The sequence below is a fragment of the Methanomicrobia archaeon genome (assembly GCA_011049045.1).
Classification (GTDB): Archaea; Halobacteriota; Syntropharchaeia; order Alkanophagales; family Methanospirareceae; genus JACGMN01.
Genome location: DSCO01000008.1, coordinates 1 through 18,646, shown reverse-complemented (window position 1 = coordinate 18,646; position 18,646 = coordinate 1). Strand labels below are relative to the sequence as shown.

17 protein-coding genes and 1 tRNA gene are annotated in these 18,646 nt (G+C 53.1%); 10 read left to right on the top strand and 8 right to left on the bottom strand.

All coding sequences use genetic code 11. The features are described 5' to 3' along the window. Window positions 1–18 precede the first annotated feature (18 nt). The 3 genes from ENN68_00820 to ENN68_00810 all read left to right on the top strand — a co-directional run bounded on the left by ENN68_00820 (window position 19) and on the right by ENN68_00810 (window position 5,878). Window positions 19–1,419, top strand: coding sequence for a B12-binding domain-containing radical SAM protein (locus ENN68_00820; protein ID HDS44638.1), 1,401 nt, complete (start codon window positions 19–21; stop codon window positions 1,417–1,419). Between the two features lie 179 nt (window positions 1,420–1,598). After that, entirely contained in the window at window positions 1,599–2,765 is a 1,167-nt protein-coding gene (locus ENN68_00815; protein HDS44637.1) for an NAD(P)/FAD-dependent oxidoreductase, read from the top strand. Window positions 2,766–2,827: 62 nt separating this feature from the next. Further along, on the top strand, window positions 2,828–5,878 hold the full coding sequence (locus ENN68_00810; protein ID HDS44636.1) for a hypothetical protein: 3,051 nt from the start codon (window positions 2,828–2,830) through the stop codon (window positions 5,876–5,878). 69 nt (window positions 5,879–5,947) lie between these two features. Here ENN68_00810 and ENN68_00805 read toward each other — a convergent pair whose 3' ends face one another. Together ENN68_00805 and ENN68_00800 are read right to left on the bottom strand one after the other, a co-directional pair. After that, window positions 5,948–6,592: a hypothetical protein gene (locus tag ENN68_00805; GenBank protein ID HDS44635.1), complete on the bottom strand. Its 645-nt coding sequence runs from the start codon at window positions 6,590–6,592 to the stop codon at window positions 5,948–5,950. Between the two features lie 127 nt (window positions 6,593–6,719). Next, window positions 6,720–7,511, bottom strand: a complete 792-nt coding sequence (locus ENN68_00800; protein HDS44634.1) for a winged helix-turn-helix domain-containing protein — start codon at window positions 7,509–7,511, stop codon at window positions 6,720–6,722. 110 nt (window positions 7,512–7,621) lie between these two features. Here ENN68_00800 and ENN68_00795 point away from each other — a divergent pair, with 110 nt between their 5' ends. After that, window positions 7,622–9,001 (top strand): response regulator, encoded by a 1,380-nt coding sequence (locus tag ENN68_00795; GenBank protein ID HDS44633.1) that lies wholly within the window; start codon window positions 7,622–7,624, stop codon window positions 8,999–9,001. Window positions 9,002–9,039: 38 nt separating this feature from the next. Here the strand turns inward: ENN68_00795 and ENN68_00790 are convergent, their stop codons facing one another. Both ENN68_00790 and ENN68_00785 read right to left on the bottom strand, forming a co-directional pair. Further along, complete coding sequence (locus ENN68_00790; protein HDS44632.1) at window positions 9,040–9,807, bottom strand: A24 family peptidase; 768 nt, start codon at window positions 9,805–9,807, stop codon at window positions 9,040–9,042. Further along, on the bottom strand, window positions 9,804–11,111 hold the full coding sequence (locus ENN68_00785; GenBank protein ID HDS44631.1) for an AAA family ATPase: 1,308 nt from the start codon (window positions 11,109–11,111) through the stop codon (window positions 9,804–9,806). Before ENN68_00785 ends, ENN68_00790 begins: the two co-directional genes overlap by 4 nt. Window positions 11,112–11,228: 117 nt before the next feature. Between ENN68_00785 and ENN68_00780 the strand changes: the two genes are divergently transcribed. The 3 genes from ENN68_00780 (at window position 11,229) to ENN68_00770 (ending at window position 13,732) form a co-directional block, all read left to right on the top strand. Next, window positions 11,229–12,125, top strand: a complete 897-nt coding sequence (locus tag ENN68_00780; protein ID HDS44630.1) for a class I SAM-dependent methyltransferase family protein — start codon at window positions 11,229–11,231, stop codon at window positions 12,123–12,125. Between the two features lie 84 nt (window positions 12,126–12,209). Further along, a complete protein-coding gene (locus ENN68_00775; protein ID HDS44629.1) occupies window positions 12,210–13,337 on the top strand; it encodes a hypothetical protein in 1,128 nt (375 codons plus the stop codon). Beyond that, window positions 13,334–13,732: a CoA-binding protein gene (locus ENN68_00770; GenBank protein ID HDS44628.1), complete on the top strand. Its 399-nt coding sequence runs from the start codon at window positions 13,334–13,336 to the stop codon at window positions 13,730–13,732. The genes ENN68_00775 and ENN68_00770 overlap by 4 nt, the downstream gene beginning before the upstream one ends. 15 nt (window positions 13,733–13,747) lie before the next feature. On the opposite strand, the gene ENN68_00765 is transcribed toward ENN68_00770, so the two are convergent. Next, window positions 13,748–14,272 (bottom strand): GTP--adenosylcobinamide-phosphate guanylyltransferase, encoded by a 525-nt coding sequence (locus tag ENN68_00765; GenBank protein ID HDS44627.1) that lies wholly within the window; start codon window positions 14,270–14,272, stop codon window positions 13,748–13,750. A 176-nt stretch (window positions 14,273–14,448) separates the two neighbouring features. Between ENN68_00765 and ENN68_00760 the strand changes: the two genes are divergently transcribed. Continuing rightward, entirely contained in the window at window positions 14,449–14,931 is a 483-nt protein-coding gene (locus tag ENN68_00760) for a hypothetical protein (protein HDS44626.1), read from the top strand. 7 nt (window positions 14,932–14,938) lie between these two features. Then, complete coding sequence (locus ENN68_00755) at window positions 14,939–15,538, top strand: DUF99 family protein (protein HDS44625.1); 600 nt, start codon at window positions 14,939–14,941, stop codon at window positions 15,536–15,538. A 26-nt stretch (window positions 15,539–15,564) separates the two neighbouring features. Here the strand turns inward: ENN68_00755 and ENN68_00750 are convergent, their stop codons facing one another. The 3 genes from ENN68_00750 to ENN68_00740 form a co-directional block, all read right to left on the bottom strand. Beyond that, window positions 15,565–16,518, bottom strand: coding sequence for a transcription initiation factor IIB (locus tag ENN68_00750; protein ID HDS44624.1), 954 nt, complete (start codon window positions 16,516–16,518; stop codon window positions 15,565–15,567). Between the two features lie 7 nt (window positions 16,519–16,525). Next, window positions 16,526–17,164, bottom strand: coding sequence for a ribonuclease HII (locus tag ENN68_00745; GenBank protein ID HDS44623.1), 639 nt, complete (start codon window positions 17,162–17,164; stop codon window positions 16,526–16,528). A 101-nt stretch (window positions 17,165–17,265) separates the two neighbouring features. Then, window positions 17,266–18,186, bottom strand: a complete 921-nt coding sequence (locus tag ENN68_00740; GenBank protein ID HDS44622.1) for an FAD-binding protein — start codon at window positions 18,184–18,186, stop codon at window positions 17,266–17,268. 109 nt (window positions 18,187–18,295) lie between these two features. Between ENN68_00740 and ENN68_00735 the strand changes: the two genes are divergently transcribed. After that, window positions 18,296–18,369: transfer RNA gene (locus tag ENN68_00735), tRNA-Val, on the top strand. Window positions 18,370–18,646 lie beyond the last annotated feature (277 nt).

Below are 18,646 nucleotides of genomic sequence, written 5' to 3'. Positions count from 1 at the left end.
GGTCAGGGTGAAGGCAATATGTCGGATGTGCTCTTTGTGTATCCCAACATCTTCAACATCCCGGTGCACCCTGAGTTCGACCGCTACGAGCGGTTAATGCTGCAATTTGCAGAAGAACGGGAATTGGTAGGGCTTGCGCGAGGGACGATCGTGCCGCCGACTGCACTGCTTTTGCTTTCCGCATACCTTAAGGAGCACCAGGTAGCTACCAGTTTCCTTGATCTCACCGTGGAATGTTGTGAAGGTAAGGACAAGCATGAGGCGCTGCTCGCCGCACTGCAGAAGGAGGATCCTCTGGTCGTGGCAGTCAATGGTATGGAAGATTGCTTTCTCTCCGAACTCTACGATATCGCGCGTGTCACCAAGCGCTATAACGAAACGATCACGGTGGTTACCGGCGGTGTAAGTGCGACGACACGTGATGTCGAGATCCTCACCACATCATTAGTCGATTTTGTGGTACGTGGCGAAGGCGAGCAGACGCTCCTCTCGCTCGTGCAAGCACTCATGCGCGGTAATGGTGTGGAGAGTGTCCGCGGGCTCTCAGGGATACAGGAAGGACGACTTCTTCGCACTGAGGATCGCCCCTTCATGGATGTGACGACGTTGCCGCTGCCAGATCGGGAGAACTACCCCCTAGCACGTTTGTACGCCCTGAATGGCGGTGTTGATCTGATCTATGCAAGCCGCGGATGTTCGGGCAGCTGCGCTTTCTGCAACGCACCAGGCTATTGGAAACGAGTATGGCGAGCACGAGAGCCGGGAAAAGTGGTCGAAGAGCTTGCGCGGCTCGAAGAGATGGGCGCGACGAGCGTCCATATCTATGACCTCAATTTCGGTCTCGACAAACGCTGGGTGGCCGAGATTTGCGCGGGTGTTCGGAAGGAGCGGCTGGAGATTGTTTGGGATTGTGAGCTCGCATTACATGATTTCACCAAGCCTTTTTTGCAGACACTGTACGACGGGAACTGTCGCGGCGCTTTTTGCGGTATTGAAGCGGTGAATCAATTAGTATTGGATTCCGTGCATAAGAGCTACAGAAGTCATGATCTGATGCGCTACTTACGGACCGCCAAGGCCGCGGGCATTCACGTGGATGGAGGGTATATCTTCGGTCTGCCTGAGGATACCGACCAGGGATTACAGGCTCTAACTCGACTGGCGGGTAAATTACTTGAAGAAGATCTGGTGGAAACTCCTGCACCGTTTCTCTTCGTGCCCTTCTTAGGCACCGAGATTGGCGATGATCCCGCACGATCCGGTATTGAGATCGTCAATCAAAATACCGAAGAATGGCACTTCTTCCCGCCCAACCCGCTCGCATCGACCCGCTATTTGTCTGCTGAGAAGGTCCACCGCGAGTGGGCACGCTGCTTAACGAACGTCAGCAACATTTTAGAATCGAAACTGGGCACATAGCCGCTGAGGGCTGTTTGACTCACCATTTTCATCGGTTCTGGTGCTAACCTGACAGCGCCGTCGAAAAAAAAAAAGTCATCTGTTCTCGCTCGCTCACTCACGACCGCGCAAAACGGAACGCTATCCAGCGTGATTAAATTCCGCAATCTTTATAAGCCGCTTCTCGAAACTACAAACGGATGCAGGAAACGGAATGCGATGTTCTCGTCGTCGGAGCGGGGCCCTCAGGATGCAGTGCGGCACGCGCCGCCGCCTCCGCAGGCGCTCGCACACTGCTCATCGAGAAGAAGAAAGAGATCGGCGTTCCCGTCCAGTGTGCGGAAGCAATCGGCGAGTATCTCATACCCTACTTACCCTACAGAATCCCGGAAAAACAATTGGTCTGGAAGATCAACGGCATGCTCTTCTGGGCTGATGGGCTTTCCGTCGAGCGAACGGGCGGAATATGGGCGGGTTATGCGATTGATCGGGTAAACTTTGATACCTGGCTCGCATCCGGAGCGGTATCCGCGGGCGCCGAACTGAAGCTCGCGACCGAGTTGATCGATTTGACACTCGAGGATGATAACACCGTTACCCAGGCACTCGTGCGAACCCACGGTGGTGCAGTGCTTGAGATCACACCGCGAGTCGTGATCGCTGCGGACGGCGTGCACTCACGCGTACTCGCCGAATTGGGCTTCATCGAAGTTGAGAATAACTGTGTTGAAGTCCTGAGCTACGAGCTGATGAATCTGGAGTTGTACAAGCCGATGCTGGAACAACTCTATCTCGGCGATTTTTCACCCGGCGCTTACGGCTATATCTTCCCGTTAGCCCGTAATCGCGCGAATGTTGGTGTTGGCTCGCTTTTTGCCACGCGGAAGCTCGAGAGCTGCTATGAGGAGTTTCTGGAGCTATCTGTGGTGAAGAGGCAGCTCAAGCAGGCTGAAACGGTTCGCGAGAAGAGCGGTTGGGCACCCATACAGTATCTCTCGGATCGATGGCAGTACGGAAATATCATATTGACGGGCGATGCGGCAAATCAGAACTTCAAACCGTTTGTTGAGGGCGTTCTGCCGGGTATAATCTGCGGCGATATTGCAGGTCAAACGGCTGCTGAAGCCGTCTTTGGTACTGCCACGCTGGAGGTTTATCCCTCACGCATTGCCGATAAACTCGGTTCGTTCTTCTCAGAATCAGACACGTTTCTGGAGGTTTTGTATGGGCTGAGCACGTCCTCATCCGCCACGCGACACTTATTACGACTCGGCATCTCGGCCGGCATCTTTTCACCTGACGCGCTGGAAAGCCTCGCAGACCTGGACTACGAGAGCATAAAAAATCGGCTTTCTACTGGTTTCTGAGTAGGAGAAAGATGTGAACGAATAGTAATCTTTTTAAAGGTATACGGTGATAACAGAGTAGTATGGTTGCACCTAATTCACGAGACTTCACGGGTAGCATAATGGAGGTCTTTTGGGTGCGTAATGGACGAGCCGTCTTAGGTGCACTTACGGTGCTCATGTTATTCTGCTTACTCAATACCGCTACAGCTACATCGTACCTTGCCTACGCTGAAGATGTGCCGCTCTTCGTCCAATTCTTCGTCATATTCATGGCCCTCTATCATGCAACGATGTTCATCATGCTCAAGGAAATCCAACGAGTATCATCTTCAACTCTATGGAACAGTCTGAGAAATGCTAATTATTTAGGTATTGTACTAACCCTAGTCACAGCCTCACTGCTCTATGAATTAGCCCAAGCCTCGGCCGTAGCACATTATATCCTGGTCTTCGCAGCCGTTTTCGACGTCGCAACCCACTATCTCGCCAACATAGCACTCTATTATTTGATTACCCCCATAATAAAGGAAAAGATAGAGTTGTCCCGTGAAAAGTGCCTCATTTATTATGCCGCTTTTGTAATAGCACTCTATCTTATTTCGAATACAATTTACACAATAAAGTATCCATTATCCCCACATTTTATTGTGCTGTTCTTATTTATTATCTTTTCTATACTCATTGTTTTACATTATTCATCAATCCTACTTTACATTTCAAAAGGCTACATCGAGCTAGGATTTGTACGTAAGCCCTTTTTTATAGGCGGTATTGGGATGATTTCATATCTACTATCAATCAGTTTTATTGTTTATTATATATTTCGTTATCTCGATATAGTAACTCAAAAGAGTTTGTACTACGACATAATGCTCTACCCAATTTTCTTCATTTTTACCATTTTATACTTCATGCAATTTGTCATTGAGTATCCCGCCCTTCTCGAGCCACGATGGAAAGTTTTAATGCCTTTCGACATTGCGAAAGTAACGGCAATCGCCACCTTATTTTTCCTGTCGGTATCAATATACTTCAGTTCACGGGTGCATCCAAATTTCGTCATCTATCAAACAATACCATATTACATTGTCCCCATTTTGTCGCTGCCCATAGCAGTTGCCATTATTTTCATCATTATTTTTATGAGGCTGCTTTATGCCAAGACAAAACTGATCTATTGGCAATTTCTAAGGTTCGGACTGTTTGTCCACTTAGCCGTAACGTTCTACATGGTAAGCCTCATTACCCTCTTATGGGATACTGCAACGGATAGCGCAAGAATGTTAGGTTTGCTTTTCGGATGCGTATCTTTCCTGTTTTACCTTTTCTTTGCCCTTGATTTACGATCAATACTTGTAGAACAAAAAATAAGACCCGTTATCAATAAGATTGATATAGTTCAAGTCAGTATCGCGTTTTACTCGTGTCTATTCATTATATTCTTTGGTGTTTCGTTTATTTATGAGGGTGACCCTTCCTTTGCTAGTCCAGTGATTCTCCCCAATCCGATCTTGCTCTTTCTCGTTGCCTTTTTCCTGATCTCCTTTGGCACGTATTTAAGCATTACACATAAAGGATTTGAGGAAATCATGAAGAAGAACATATGGAGTGAGCTTTCTTACATCTTCGCATTTATTGTTTTTCTTTTGGTTTACCTCATATACTCTGCTGCCGGCATGCAGATGCAGCAATTCCAGTATCACAACATTGCGTTCGTCGGTTATTTTATCGTCCTGATAATCGAGATAGTATCTACATGGACATTAGCAGAGAAATCAAAAATAAGAAAAAAGGAAAAAGTAGACATTGTCGATCTCTTGAATTACCATGCGCGCTCCTTTTTGAGAATAGATTATTTAGAAGATCTCTGGAAAAGAACTGTAGCCCAGTTAGTTAGTAAGACTGAGCAAACAAAAATCAAATTTGATCCCGTACGTCGTTCATTTGATCTTACTGCGCTAGATGACGCGACAAGAGTGACGGTAGCAGTAAATATGCTTTTACAGATGCATAAGCTCAATGTTGAGGAGCGGATATCACTTCAGCGCACGTCCCATGCGGAAATAAAAGAAGAGATAGTAAAGATCCTCAAGGAAAAGATCGTAGAGCTCCCTAAGGAATTAAGCTCAGAATTCGAGGAAGATCTTTACTATCCCTTACTCCTCGAAAAATCCATTAATGATCTCTTCGGACACCTCAGGACCTTCATTCCGACGAGCGAGCAGGAGATGATCTTCGAGGGATTGCGGAGACGGGATGAATTCTTCGCCTGTATCAAGCTTGAAGCGGAAGAGATTCGCGTGATAGAGGGCACACGGTTCGGCCGAGATAAATTCCTGGAAATGTTCAAATTATATCTTGAAGCTATCGGTGAAAAGTTCCCGTTCAAGCGCTGTCTCCTCCGGGGGCTGGTAAAAGACGAAATAAGTACTCATGCCCTATTCGCGGCCAGCGAGGTCTTTGATATTATCTCCACCGGCATCAAAGAACTTAACCTGATCATGGCTGGCGGTTTGGTGAAAGGGAGTAGTACGTTGCTCATCGCCGAAGAAACGAAAGCAAAACAGAAGATGATTCATTCGCTCATGAAGCGAAACCTCCTTGAGGGGACGAGCATCATCTATGCTACTTCGAAACGCCCGTACCGGCAGATACAGGGCGAGTTGCTCATGGAGCTCGATTCGATGGATAGAGTCACCATTCTCGATCTCTATGAGCCACTTTATGAAGAGAAGGGCATCTCCGAACTGATCGAGTATGAGCAGCATATGCTCGTGCCCCTCAATAAAATTTTATTTCAACGGAGCCTGGTGAAGGTGATCAAGAGCCAGTCAAGAACTCTTCCACGAATCGTTATTATTGACGTATATGACGATTTTGCGAAATATTACCAACCGGAAGAGACGCATGGGCTCCTGCAAAATCAGCTCGAGGGCTTGAAACGGTGGAACTGCACAACCGTTTTCGTTCTTGCTCCTCACTCCCATTTACTCAAGAAAGTGGGACGAGTGGAGGTGGAAAAGCATTTTGATAATATCCTCATATTATCGGGCGTTGAGAAGGAGTCTATAGTGCATATAGAGAAGTTATTTCAAGGTACGCCGAGCAGACGTGCTCTTCGTTTGGACTGATGACGGGACACCAATGCTGGGTGGCCACCACGCAGTGTGCACGCGCCTCGCACGACACGACGTCCAGAATCACTTGAATTTACCCAGGAGGATCAGGGCAAGCGGCAATCGCCACACTTTAGTGTCAATAGCGGGCACGCGGAGATAATCGATGAGTTTGATGAGTTCATACGCGGTATCGAAGGCGAGGAACGCAACAAGATAGAGCCAGGGGAGAAATGAGGCGATGCAGAGGCTCAGGGCGCCTAGCTTCATGCTGCAGCGATGCGCGAAGAAGAACTCCCGAAGTCCGCCGGTTTCATGAAGATCGACATAATCATTGCCTTTCTCGTCCGTAACCCCCAGGACGGTGAGAACGGCCAGCGGCACCCACGAGAAGTGCGCATATTGCGTGAGAACCACCCCGGCGATCAGCGCAAGGGCACTGAGCTTAAATATCCGGTTATCCACTTTCCCCGAGAGCAGCACGGCAATAAGTATGGCAAATAAAACGGTCGCGGAGACGGGATCGAAGAGTGAGACGCTGATCCAGAGCAGGACTAAAATAGGTGCGAGGAGTTTTGCAGTCGTCTTACTAAATCGGTCTTCGTCAAAGGCATCGTCGATATACTTCAATCCAAACCCAATCGTAGCGAATGAGACAATAACGAAGAGTGGAGATGCTACGACTGCATAACTAATACAATCACTCCAGAATGCTATTGTGGCGCCCATGTTCGGTACCTCCGGAGATAAATTAGGCTAGAAGTATAATATATTATCAATCCAAACATTTAAAGCTATCTCTCAGCAATATTGCCCAATTCAGCCAATTAATCTCAAAAAGCGCGGACTCGTAATACTATTCCGTCATCAACTTGGCACGCTGTCGATAATGCTCATATAATGACCGCCCCCATCCGAGCGCCCTGGCATCATCACTGATCAATGCACGATTGAAATCATAGAGGCCATCGGGGGCGAATAAGCCGAGATAAAAGACACAATCCGTTAGGGTGAGCGTGAGTTTCAGGGGTCGCTCACTGGTGAAAAGCGTGAGGTTCGGCTCATCAAGAAAGTCGTAAAAGAGCTCTTCCGTCTCGATCATGCCACCTATGCTCTCCAAAACTTCAGTGGTGACGATGAGCTCCACCTCAACCCCCTTTCGCTTCACAAGGTCTCGAATAGTGGTGAGATACTCAAGGTCGAAGATCGGATAGATCCCTTTCACCTCGTGCGCAGTTTCGAGCACCTGGATAAAGGTAGCATGCAACTTGAAGAGATCGGTTGTCGTGCCTAAAAGCGGCATTGATTTGCGGAGATCACCGATCTTATCGAGTAACGGTGGGGGTATATCGGTGAGATCGTGCTCTTGCCAGAACCGCTCGTGTTTCTGGAGCACTTCGACGGCACACAAAAGATCCTCCAATTTCAGGGCCATGATCTCACCGATTTTCGTTAAGGCATAGTTCCGTGCATCGTCCTGAAAAATGAGATTACCCCTTTCAAGGTCTCTCAACGCATGGATCGCTGTGGTGGAGCTCACATTGATTTCGTTGCGGAATTCACTCAGCGGTTTCGGCCCCACCCGCAACGAGAGCAGCAAATCTTTCCGCAGATTGGAACAGGTCACGAGACGAAGCAAATTGTGCATGGTACTGTCGCTATCACTTACTGTCCGTTGGTCTTTCACCTTAAAAGTTTTTCGGTTTTTTGTTTTTTTGGCTTCATCCCCAAAAGGTGACGAGATAAGAGGCCGTGCGGATGCGCATCAAAACGGACGTGCAAAGGCGGAGTCAGTGGGTAAACGGGACCTCTTTGCCGTCCTCGGTGGGAGCGATGCCTTCATTCCGCTTTACCTTTGCCTTTCAAAGGTTGCTGGGGTGCAGGTATCTCCTCACGGTACCGACTTTTGGGATGAAGCCACGGTCTGCAGAAGTATTTTATATGTATACCAACCCTATATTTTTTAGAGATCGGTTTGGAATCGCGATGAACGTGGCGTATCTTGTTGGGGAAGCGCAAGGAAAGGATTCGGGGAAGCGCGATATCGTGACTGATGCGAAGGATGCGGAAAAGCGCGCGACGCGGAAGACGATCCTGCTGGTTGAGGATGACGATTCGCATGCTGAGCTGATCTGCAGGGCTTTCGAGGATATCGGCCCGCTCTGGGATGTGCAGCACGTTTTGAATCTCGGCGATGCCTTTGCCTGGCTGGAGAAGCGGTCTGAATCGCCCGCACTCGTTATCGCGGATTACCTCCTGCCCGATGGCACTGGTCTGGATCTGACGCGGGGTGCGATGAGTCCTGAAGAAGTGGGCTTTCCACTCATTATCATTACCGGCGTGGGTTCCGAGCAGCTGGCGGTGCACGCGATGAAATCCGGTGCCATAGATTATGTGGTGAAGACCCCGGAAGAGCTACACGAGCTGCCCTGGCGCGCGGAACGAGCAATTCGCGAATGTAAGATTCTGGCGCGGCGAAAACGCCTGGAAGACGAAGTGGAGATCTACCTGCGCGAACTCGAACGGGTAACGCGGGATTTGGACGATTCTGCGCTCCTTTTGGGCACGTACAGCGAGCGACTCGATGAGGTGGGTCGTGAGTACCTGGTCAGCGTCCAGAAGGCGGCGGAGAAAACGGTCACGTTGACGGAAGACCTGCTCATGTTGACCCGAGTCGGGCGTCGATTTCATGAGTCTGAGATGGTTGACCTGAACGAGCTACTGGATGAGATTGCAGCTGATCTTGGGGGGCTCATTGAGGGTCGAGGCGCGGAAATCGTGGCTGGGAACTTACCCATGATCTCCACGCAGCGGGTCTGGATTAAAGAACTGTTCATCAATCTCATTGAAACCGGGTTGAGGATCAGCCTCTCCGCGCGACCGCTTGTCATCATTGAAACTCAGGAGCAGGCGGGAGAATCTCTCTTCTCCGTACGAAGTAACGGGAGCGGTCTCAAGGAGCACGATTTGAGCGATATTCTCACCGCGCCCAAGCAATTGTCCCCGTATGATTATGACGGCACCAGTTTGCGCTTGAACCTCTGCAAGAAGATTTTGGATAAATTAGGCGGTAAGATCTGGACGAAGAACGAGAGCGAAGAAACCACGACCATCTACTTCTCGCTCCCGAAGAAGTAGGTAACCGCGCTTTTTGGTGCTCGCTTTTGCTTACATCGCTATAGTGACGACAGGAATGCCAGTATAATCCTGAACGGCAGATTGCCTGCGAAGAAGGCGAAGAAGAACCCTGCCGTGATGAAGAGCATGTAAGGCAATCCCGGCGTGACCCATACGGCGTCCCCGATTTTACCCTGCTCGTGATACGTTTTGAGCTCATGTATCGCGTCCTCATCAATCTCGAGCCCGCGTATGACGAATGCCCGCCTTACCGTTTCACCTCCTGATTCTTCATCCAGCTCATACGAGTGGAGTAGCCGTTGGAAGGTGCGCTTTGCACTCGCGAGTGTATCAATGCTTCGTTTGTACCCGACGAATGCCAGGCCAAGATGCGCCCTGAGCTCTGATGGCGGTAGCTTTACCACGTTATAGAGAAACATGAGCGGGAAGACCAGCACGGAGAGCATTGCACCGTTGAACAGGGTGGTGATGGCAAAGGGGAATGGATCCGGGATCGGAGCAGCGAACAGGGGATTCGTAGGGATGAGCAGGGCGATACCCATGAGGGCTTTGGCGTCCGCACCACCGAAGAGGTTCAGGTAGAAGAAGAGATAGGCGAGTAGAGTCGTGAACCCGATGGAGTACCCGAGACCGATGAGGAACGGCACACCGCTACGATACCCGTTATAGAGCGCAAGAGGGAGACCCACTGCGAGCAGGAGCAGCCAGAGCTTATTGCTCACCGTTCTCGTCTTGAGATCAGAGTAGCAGGCGTAGCAGAGAATAGTCGCGCAGAAGCCCACACTGAAAAGCTCTGTCGGCATCATACAATTGGCGTGATCGCGATGAGGGGAAAGCGGTGCTGATGAGCTGCAGGTACTAGCTCCAGGCCAAAATATTCTGTCCGCGGCATCACACCATAGAGACAGGGCACGCCGGAAATGAACCGGGCTTTGAGATGGGTCGCGGTGATGGAACGCAGATCTTTTCCCTGTCCGCCACCATTACAGCCGTAGCAGAGTACCACGCACCGCCGCTCCTTTATCGGCGTGAGCACCGCCCGTACCGCATGATCGACGTTCGCAACGCCTTCGAGATTGAGGAGAACGAGGGCTCGGTCGCCTCCGATCTTCGCCGGCAAATCCTTCAGGTCCTCGACGAACTTTATCTTCTCTTTATGCGCTGGCTGGACAAAGGGCGCTATTCTGGCGACGAATTCGAACTGCTCGTGTAAGGTGAGCACAAGTTCCCGGCCGAGGTTGAGCGCGTTGACGGAGACGGCACGTGCCAGGAGGTCATAGGGCACATAGTCACCGTCAAAGCGATTGAAACTGCCGTACCCGCCAAGCACCGGGTCAAGATTCGGTATTCCGGTTGAGATCCGCAGCTCATTGAGATCGGGTAGCGGTTCGGGGACAGCAGGATTCTCGCGGTTCACCGGAATGTGCGCCTTAAACTCCGCGAACGCTTTGAAGATACCCTGATCGAGCGTAAAGAGGCGAACGGGATTGGTGATCTGAATCCCCCGGAGCTTCTGCATCACCATCCGTCGCAAACGGCGCTCGCGGTTCATATCGCTCTCAACGAGCACGACACCATCAACGAGGTAATCGAGTGCGGTCTGACCGGAATATTCAGCGAGCAGTATGATCTTCGTTCGCATCTTCCGCGAGAAATCGCAGAGGTTGTGCTCCAGTTTCTCACGCTCACGCGGCTCATAGTACCCGGTGTAGGAAACGATCGCATCCCATGAGTCAATGATAATGATCGGGCTCTCCATCTGCTCCGTCCGCGTATAGACGGCCTTGAGGAAATCGGGGACGTTGCTGTATTTGAGCGGCTTGATCGTTACCCCGGGCGATTTTATCGCGCGCTCGCGCTCCGATTGGGTAGCATCAACGATGTTCTCCGCGGCGATTTTATCTCTGATCCAGGGATGCTGCTGGTATAAGGTCTCGGGGTCAACGCGTGTAGCGAGGTACGCACCGTTTCCCTTGAGCATGCTGAGCAGGGTAAGCGCAAAGGCGGTCTTGCCCGTACCCGGCGGACCCTTGATCAGCAGCGTCTTGCCGTACGCGTCCTCAAAGAACGCCTGTATGTCGCGTGGAATGCCGAAATACTCTTCTGCCATTTTTTACGGTAATAAAACGATGATCAATACAGTTCTATCTCGCCAATCTTATTTAACTTAACGGCGTATCTCACCCTCAGTCGCTCGCGACGCGTGCCGCGCAGAGCGCACCGGTTCATGAAGTTAAAGAACGCGTTGGCAGAAATTCTCGACGAGCGCAGTATCGCGAAGCTGGTCACCTCGTTCGACCGCATTGGTGAGGTCATCGTTATTCGAATCCCGCCGGAACTGCAGGCTGCGCAGTTGCATATCGCGGAAGCGCTTCATACGCGCTATCCAAAGGTTCGCACTATCGCGGCCGTGCCACTCCACGCCCAGACCGATGAGCGCTATCGGACACGGGATCTCACGGTGATCTGGGGTGACCCGAGTCTGGAGACCACGTATTGTGAGAGCGGTTGCCGCTTCAAGGCGGACCTCAAACAGGTCTTTTTATCGCCGCGGCTCTCGTACGAGCGGATGCGTATTGCCCGGAAGGTCGCGCCAGCTGAAACGGTACTCAACCTGTTCGCCGGGGTCGGCTGCTTCTCTATTCTGATCGCGAAGCTGCAACCGCAGGCCACGATCTATTCCGTCGATGTGAATCCGCATGCGTTTGCATACCTGCAGGAGAATGTAGCGTTGAACCGTGTCGAAGGACGCGTGATCCCTATTCTGGGCGATGCCGTGAAAGTGGCTGCTGAGCTGCAGGGCCGGGTAGACCGTGTGCTCATGCCGTTGCCGGAGACCGCCCATGCGTTCTTACCCGCCGCGGTGCGCGCGTTACGGTTGTGGAAAGGAGGGGATGATGAAGAGCGAGAAGCGGGAACGATCCACTATTATGCCGTGGCGCGTGGGCGAAGCACGCGTGATCTGTTTACGGTCCCCTTTGCACGCGCGGAAGAGCTCATCGCCGCTGCTTTCGATGCGTCCCTACGAATAACGAGCGAGGAGCAGCGGATTGTCCGCTCGGTCGGTCCGCGGAAATACCATGTCGTCCTGGATCTGCGGATAACGCGGGAACGCAGATCCTGAACCTGCGGCCGGGCAAATGAAGCCGGACAGAGCGGAAAGTATTTCTCATTGCGGTTCTTTCAACACTTGGTGTGGTAGAGCTGGATGCAGCGAGGTGAGCTGATACTTTCGGGCATTGTGGTGCGCGGCTATGATTTTGACGCGGTAGAGGGCTCTATCGTGGTTGAGCAGGGCGTTATCAAGGAGCTCAGCGAGGAGAACCTGGAATCGGAACTCTCTGGCATTATCCTCCCCGCGTTCGTCAACGCGCACACGCACATCGGTGATACCGTAGCGAAGGAACCACCGGCTCTGCCGCTGGCGCAGCTCGTGGGTCCCGGGGGGTTCAAACACCGGATACTGGCGGAGACGCCTTACGCTGAGCTGGTTACCGCGATGCGTGAGACCCTTGCGGATATGTTCGCTACGGGCACGCAGCTGTTTGCGGACTTCCGCGAGGGCGGCATTCGTGGCGCGAACGCGCTGCGAGCGGCGTTACAGCTCGACACCGGTGGTGTAAAACCGCGTGCTAAGATATTGGGCAGGCCTGCGGATGGTATGAGCGCGGATGAGCTTGACGCGCTTTTCGCACTGGTTGATGGTATGGGGATGTCAAGTGTTGCAGACCATGATCGGGAGGATTTGCAGACGGTAGCTGCAGAAGTGAAGTGCCGGGACAAGCTGTTCGCGCTGCACGCTGGTGAACGGACCGCAGATGATATTGACGGTGCACTCGCGCTCGAGCCGGATTATATCGTGCATTTACTGAAGGCATCGCCTCAGGATTTCAAGCGGATGCAGGAGAAGGGTATAGCTGCTGTGGTTTGCGTTCGGGCTAATCTGGTCAACGGGCTAGGCCTGCCGCCGGTGAAGCAGATGCTTGATGCGGGATTAACCGTTGCTCTCGGCACGGATAACGTCATGCTCAATACGCCCGATATGCTGACGGAGATGGAGTTCATCGCGAAACTCTTTCGACTCGATGACACGGAGGTGTTGCGGATGTGCACGCTCAACGCTGCTCAGGTGTTACATGAAGCAGAAACGGTAGGGGTACTGGCAGAAGGCAAGCGGGCGAATCTCGTGGTGATCAGCACCGAAACGGCGAATATGCGGCATGTTCGGGATCCGGTGAAAGGGGTCGTGCGACGGGCGACGCGGAACGACATCCGGGCGGTGCTGCACGAGGGCACGCTTTATCATTACCAGGAGCCCGTTTTGGAGACTGGATGAACGCAGAGCTCGTTACGGAATTCCTACGGAAAGAGAACGTCTTCGCCGTCGTCGGCGCTTCCGGCAATCCTGAGAAGTTTGGCCATAAAGTCTACAAAGACCTGAAGGAGGCGGGCTACACCGTTTATCCAGTGAATCCGAATCTCGATGAGCTATTGGGCGATCGGTGCTATCCTTCACTGAGCGACCTCCCGGAGAAGCCCGCGGTTGTTGAGACCGTTGTTCCGCCAGAACTAACGGAGAAGGTCGTGCGCGAATGCGAATCACTGGGGATCGATAAGGTGTGGATGCAGCCGGGCTCGGAATCCGAGCAGGCAATCGCGTTCTGCAAACGGAACGGTATCAAATTCGTATATGGCGTTTGCGTGATGGTGCAGCGGCGAACATTCCGCTAGCGTCACCACGCGGTTTCAGTAGTTGTGTCTCGCCAGTCGCCTCGCCAGTGCCAGCTCCTCCCTGGTGTTCACATTGACGGCAAGCAGCGGCTCGTCGAAGATGTACGGTACTGACTCGTGCGTGCTCGTTACCACGTTAAGCCCGCAGGGCACGAGCGGCATGCCGTTATGGGCGAACGCATGTCTGGGCGTTAAGCCCGCAGGTAACAAGGCCACCGGAACGGCACCGGTGATACTGAGCTGATGCACGGCGTACGCGTCGATGAGCGCGTTAATATGCGCGGGTTGCACAAACGGGAGATCGCAGGTAATGGAGATAAATTCGGGATAGCTGCGGAGCAGGAACCATACATCCTCAATATAGCCCGCACCGGGCGTCTCGATTGTGCTATAGCCCCGGTTCTCAGAGTAATTCGCGGTTTTTGGCGTATTCCGGGTGACCGCCACGCAGAATTCGGCTACCCGTGAGCCCTGCACACTGTCCACAACGATATCGATGAGCTTGCGCGCGTTTCCGCTGCTCGAACTACCGATAGTGATGACGCTTTTTCGCGCTCCTCGGCGCGTAACCTCCTACTGTGGCCTCCTGCAAGGATGATCGCGAGCATGGTTCGGTTCTATTCTTCAGGCTGTAAGAGCGTAGCGGTTCTGACTAGAAATTTATGTGCGTAACGCGCTAGTACTAAATGAGGCACGTACGTACGTACGTAGGTACCATGGGAATCCAGACGTCTGCGGAGATCACCCGCAAATTGAAAGAGCACTGGGACAGGAGCAAGCAGAGGGCGGACTGGCGCGTGCTCAGCGGCCGTAATCCAAAGGGGCGACACGATATGTTCGTCTCCAGCTCGGATCATATCTGGCAGCTCAAATTCGAGCAGACCAGCGGTAGCGAGGCGATCGGGTTTGGCCTGGACGTGGGCAAGCTCGATGAGGAGCTCAAAGCGCTCATGGGCCGGGGCTCGCCCGTGCCTTTCGGATTGATCGCGCCTCAGAAAGCTGATCTGTCCATTATTATGGCTGGTGTGCAGCAGTACTCCTCGGATACCACGCACAAACTCTGCAAAGAGTACATCTCGAGCGAGCAGGCGCGGCTTGATGAGAAGCTGGATTACGAGCTCGAGCGACTGCAAGCCGAACCCGGCTTCAGGCGGCGGTACCGCGAGCAAAAAGAGCGGGAGCGCACCCCGTACGTGTAATTCATGCATGGTACTCCATCCGGATAAGAAAGGGATTCGTGTACTGGGCATTGCCGAGAGCTTCCGGCGCGATCATGAGCAGTCGGTGCTCGCCGGCGTTGTGATGCGATCCGATCTGGTCATTGACGGCATGGGCTTCACGCGCATCACCGTCGGGGGCATGGACGCGACAGCAGGGGTAGTGCGCCTCGTTGCTTCGCTCCAGCGCGATGACCTCAATGTGCTCATGCTCAACGGCTGCGTTATCAGCTGGTTCAATATCATTGATCTAACGAACGTCTATGAGCAGCTGCTGATTCCGCTGATCTGCGTGACCTATGATGAATCGGCGGGTCTGGAAGCGCACATCGCCCGGCACTTCGACGCCGCCGATCGGGACGTACGACTCGCCGCCTATCAGCGGCTGGGCGCTCGAACACCCGTGATCATACAGGACGAATATGAGGATCTGATACGGTTCCTGGGTCTGGAGAAGGCCGATGCCGTGCGCCTCCTCAAACGATTCACGACCCACGGCAAGATACCCGAGCCCCTGCGGGTTGCGAAGCTCGCGGCACGAGCGCTCCTTACCAGTGATGAGACGTTTGCGGGAAGCGCTTTCGGTTAATAGATAGGTAGGCTGCGTGTGCCGTGTTAGAGCAGCACGTCGATGTCCAACTGCTCTGACAATTCCTTATATCTGTTCCTGATCGTCACTTCGGTCACGCCGGTAACATCTGAGACCTCTTTCTGGGTGCGGTGCTCGCCGCCGAGTATCGCTGCGATGTAAATAGCAGCCGCGGCAATGCCGATGGGGCCTCGTCCGTTGGTCAGTTCCTCCTCTGTCGCGCGCTTGATGATCTCGATCGCTTTGGACCGGATATCGCCGCTCAAATCGAGCAACGAGCAGAACCGAGGCACGAAATCGACGGGAGAAGCGGGCGATACTTTCAGATCCAGCTCGCGTAAGAGGAACCGATAGGCCCGGCTAATCTCTTTCTGACCCACGCGTGAGATGTCCCGGACCTCCTCCAGGGTGCGCGGTACGCCGTACTGCCGGCAGGTGATGTACAGGATCGCCGTCGCGATGCCCTCAATGCTCCGGCCGCGAATGAGCCGTTTCCGCATCGCTTTCCGATAGAGCATCGATGCCGCTTCCCTAATGTTCATCGGCAGTTTGAGCGCGCAGGCCATTCGATCGATCTCCGAGAGCGCGAAGATGAAACTCCGCTCGGTCGTGTTCGCGATGTGCGTGCGCTGCTGCCATTTCTTTAATTTGTACTGGCCCTGACCCGTTGGCGACCAGGTAACCAGCGTGCTCAAGCCCTTATCATGAATTCGATAGGTCATTGGCGCACCGACTCGCGCTCGTTTTGAGATCTGCTCGAAATCAAAGGCACGCCACTCAGGCCCGAGATCAACGATATTCTCTGCGACTACGAGACCACACTGAGCACAGAAGAGCTCCGCCCTGCCATAATCCCGTATAAGATTCTTTGAGCTGCATTCAGGACATATCTTGACCGTCTCGTTATAATCATCGGTATCTTTTTCTTCCTTCCCCTCGTGATGCTTCCCCTCTTCCGTTTCCGCCTTAGGGGTCACCATTTCATTCTTAAAAGCCGCTGTGAGTATATAAATACTGAACCGTCCGCCACGATCTGCGCACGTAGTGGGGCAGGTCGTCAAAATCATGGTCTTTCTGTAGCGTATGTAGAAATTGGATTGTTTTTGCGTCGGACGGATAGCCACTCCCGATCGTGCACCCGAGTTCCGCTTCGAGCGCGCGTATCGAGCGATCCCGATGCACCTTGGCAACGATCGATGCAGCACTGACGAGCGGATAACGCTCATCCGCCCTGTTCTCTGAGATGAGCGCGATCTCACCGCCGCAGGCATTCCGGTAACACGCACCCAGATTCGCGGCGAACCGCTCGGGCTTCACATCCGCGGCATCCACGATCGCGCGATCCGCGAGAAAATGCGTAAGCACGTCGGCAAACCGCTCGACCATGATCTCATTCATCGTCCGCGCTCTGCGCCGCTCGTCGATCTCATGCGCACGCATCTCCACCACAAACACCTCGGTCGCGGCCTCGATCTGTGCGGCAAGCGCTTCACGCCGGGCAGGAGTTAACCGCTTCGAATCGCGCACACCCAGCAGTTCGAGCCCGTCAAAACACTGGACGCCGGCGATGAACAGCGAGCCAATAACCGGGCCTTTCCCCGCCTCGTCGATTCCGATCTCACGTATCTTTCGATTCCGGGCTCGCATTTTTATTCCGCTCGCTTGCTTGCTCACTCACTAACTCACTCACTCACGCGATCGCTCGCTTGATCGATCGCTTGAGACCGTCATCCGACAAGGTCGTCATGGGCAGAAGAGGCCGCAACCGCGCCTTCGGCACACGCCACCACGATCTGCCGCACACCGCCCGTGACATCGCCGGCCGCATAGATACCTGCCCTGCTCGTCCGCTGCCCCCGGTCGGTGCTGATGTAGCCAGAAGCATCGAGCGTTACCTGCAGTTGCTGAGCCAGGGCATTGGCTGGTTCCTCACCGACATAGATGAAAACGCCATCGACCGGGACTTCCTCTTCTTTATCATGCGCTTTATCGTACCGAAGCACGCTGCGCACAACGTTCTCGCCGCGTATCTCCTTCACGATGGAATCCCAATAGATGTGTATACCTGCCTTCTTCATACTCGTCTGTAAGTACTGCTCAGCCCTGAGCTCCGCGCGCCGGTGTATCAAAGAGACCTCTGCGCCGAGGTTCTGCAGATATAACGCGCCTCTGACCGCCGAGTCGCCGCCACCGACGACCATAACCGCTTTATTTTTGAAGAAGAACCCATCACAGGTCGCGCAGTAAGAAACGCCGCGGCCAAGGAATTCCGCCTCGCCCGTCACACCCAGTTTTCGCTTCTTCGTTCCCGTCGCGAGCACGATCGCGCGCGTGCGATACGCGCCCTTTTCTGTAACGACGCGCACTGCGTGCCCAGCCGGCTCAATCGCTTCGACGCCTTCCAGCTCCTTGATCTCCGTGTAGTCTGCTGTCTGCGCTTTGATCAGCTCCACCAGCTCCATCCCCCCAATGCGCCGGAACCCCGGGTAATTATCGATCAGCGTGGCCTCGTTGGTTAACCCGCCACAGATACCCCGGTCAAGCACGAGCGTCTTCAGACCGCTCCGCGCACCGAATATGCCTGCAGTCAAGCCTGCAGGACCCGCGCCAACAACGATTAAGTCGTAATTTTCTTTATCGTTCTTCATGATCGCGAATCCCCCCACTCTTCACTGATACCGGATAGTATCGGATACCCATAGCATTTAGATTTATAAGCGCGGGGCGCAGATATTAAAAGCGGCTTTGCCGATACGGGGGCCCGTGGTCTAGTTGGTTATGACGTCGCCTTGACAAGGCGGAGGTCGTGCGTTCGAATCGCATCGGGCCCATTCATGCAGGAATCCCGCCCTCGTGCCGCGCCGCAATCGCCGCTTCGAATGGCGATGGCATGGTGGACAGAAGAAGATACTCTGCACCAAAAGCATCACAAGTGCGAAGTATTTTCCAGTAGTTGATATTTTTTTAAAAAAAGGTATCTATTCCCCTTTCTGAGAGAGCTTGTGGAGAATATACGCCTTCCCGTGAATGAAGAAATCCTGTTGCTGCTTCCTCATCGTCTCCAGTGTGCTCATCATAATATCGGCGTTCTCAGCTCCTTGATCGGTT

Coding starts and splice junctions, on each gene's coding strand:
- ENN68_00820 (HDS44638.1), top strand. CDS start 19: ATGTCGGATGTGCTCTTTGTGTATCCCAACATCTTCAACATCCCGGTG.
- ENN68_00815 (HDS44637.1), top strand. CDS start 1,599: ATGCAGGAAACGGAATGCGATGTTCTCGTCGTCGGAGCGGGGCCCTCA.
- ENN68_00810 (HDS44636.1), top strand. CDS start 2,828: ATGGTTGCACCTAATTCACGAGACTTCACGGGTAGCATAATGGAGGTC.
- ENN68_00805 (HDS44635.1), bottom strand. CDS start 6,592: ATGGGCGCCACAATAGCATTCTGGAGTGATTGTATTAGTTATGCAGTC.
- ENN68_00800 (HDS44634.1), bottom strand. CDS start 7,511: ATGCACAATTTGCTTCGTCTCGTGACCTGTTCCAATCTGCGGAAAGAT.
- ENN68_00795 (HDS44633.1), top strand. CDS start 7,622: ATGCGCATCAAAACGGACGTGCAAAGGCGGAGTCAGTGGGTAAACGGG.
- ENN68_00790 (HDS44632.1), bottom strand. CDS start 9,807: ATGATGCCGACAGAGCTTTTCAGTGTGGGCTTCTGCGCGACTATTCTC.
- ENN68_00785 (HDS44631.1), bottom strand. CDS start 11,111: ATGGCAGAAGAGTATTTCGGCATTCCACGCGACATACAGGCGTTCTTT.
- ENN68_00780 (HDS44630.1), top strand. CDS start 11,229: ATGAAGTTAAAGAACGCGTTGGCAGAAATTCTCGACGAGCGCAGTATC.
- ENN68_00775 (HDS44629.1), top strand. CDS start 12,210: ATGCAGCGAGGTGAGCTGATACTTTCGGGCATTGTGGTGCGCGGCTAT.
- ENN68_00770 (HDS44628.1), top strand. CDS start 13,334: ATGAACGCAGAGCTCGTTACGGAATTCCTACGGAAAGAGAACGTCTTC.
- ENN68_00760 (HDS44626.1), top strand. CDS start 14,449: ATGGGAATCCAGACGTCTGCGGAGATCACCCGCAAATTGAAAGAGCAC.
- ENN68_00755 (HDS44625.1), top strand. CDS start 14,939: ATGGTACTCCATCCGGATAAGAAAGGGATTCGTGTACTGGGCATTGCC.
- ENN68_00750 (HDS44624.1), bottom strand. CDS start 16,518: ATGGTGACCCCTAAGGCGGAAACGGAAGAGGGGAAGCATCACGAGGGG.
- ENN68_00740 (HDS44622.1), bottom strand. CDS start 18,186: ATGAAGAACGATAAAGAAAATTACGACTTAATCGTTGTTGGCGCGGGT.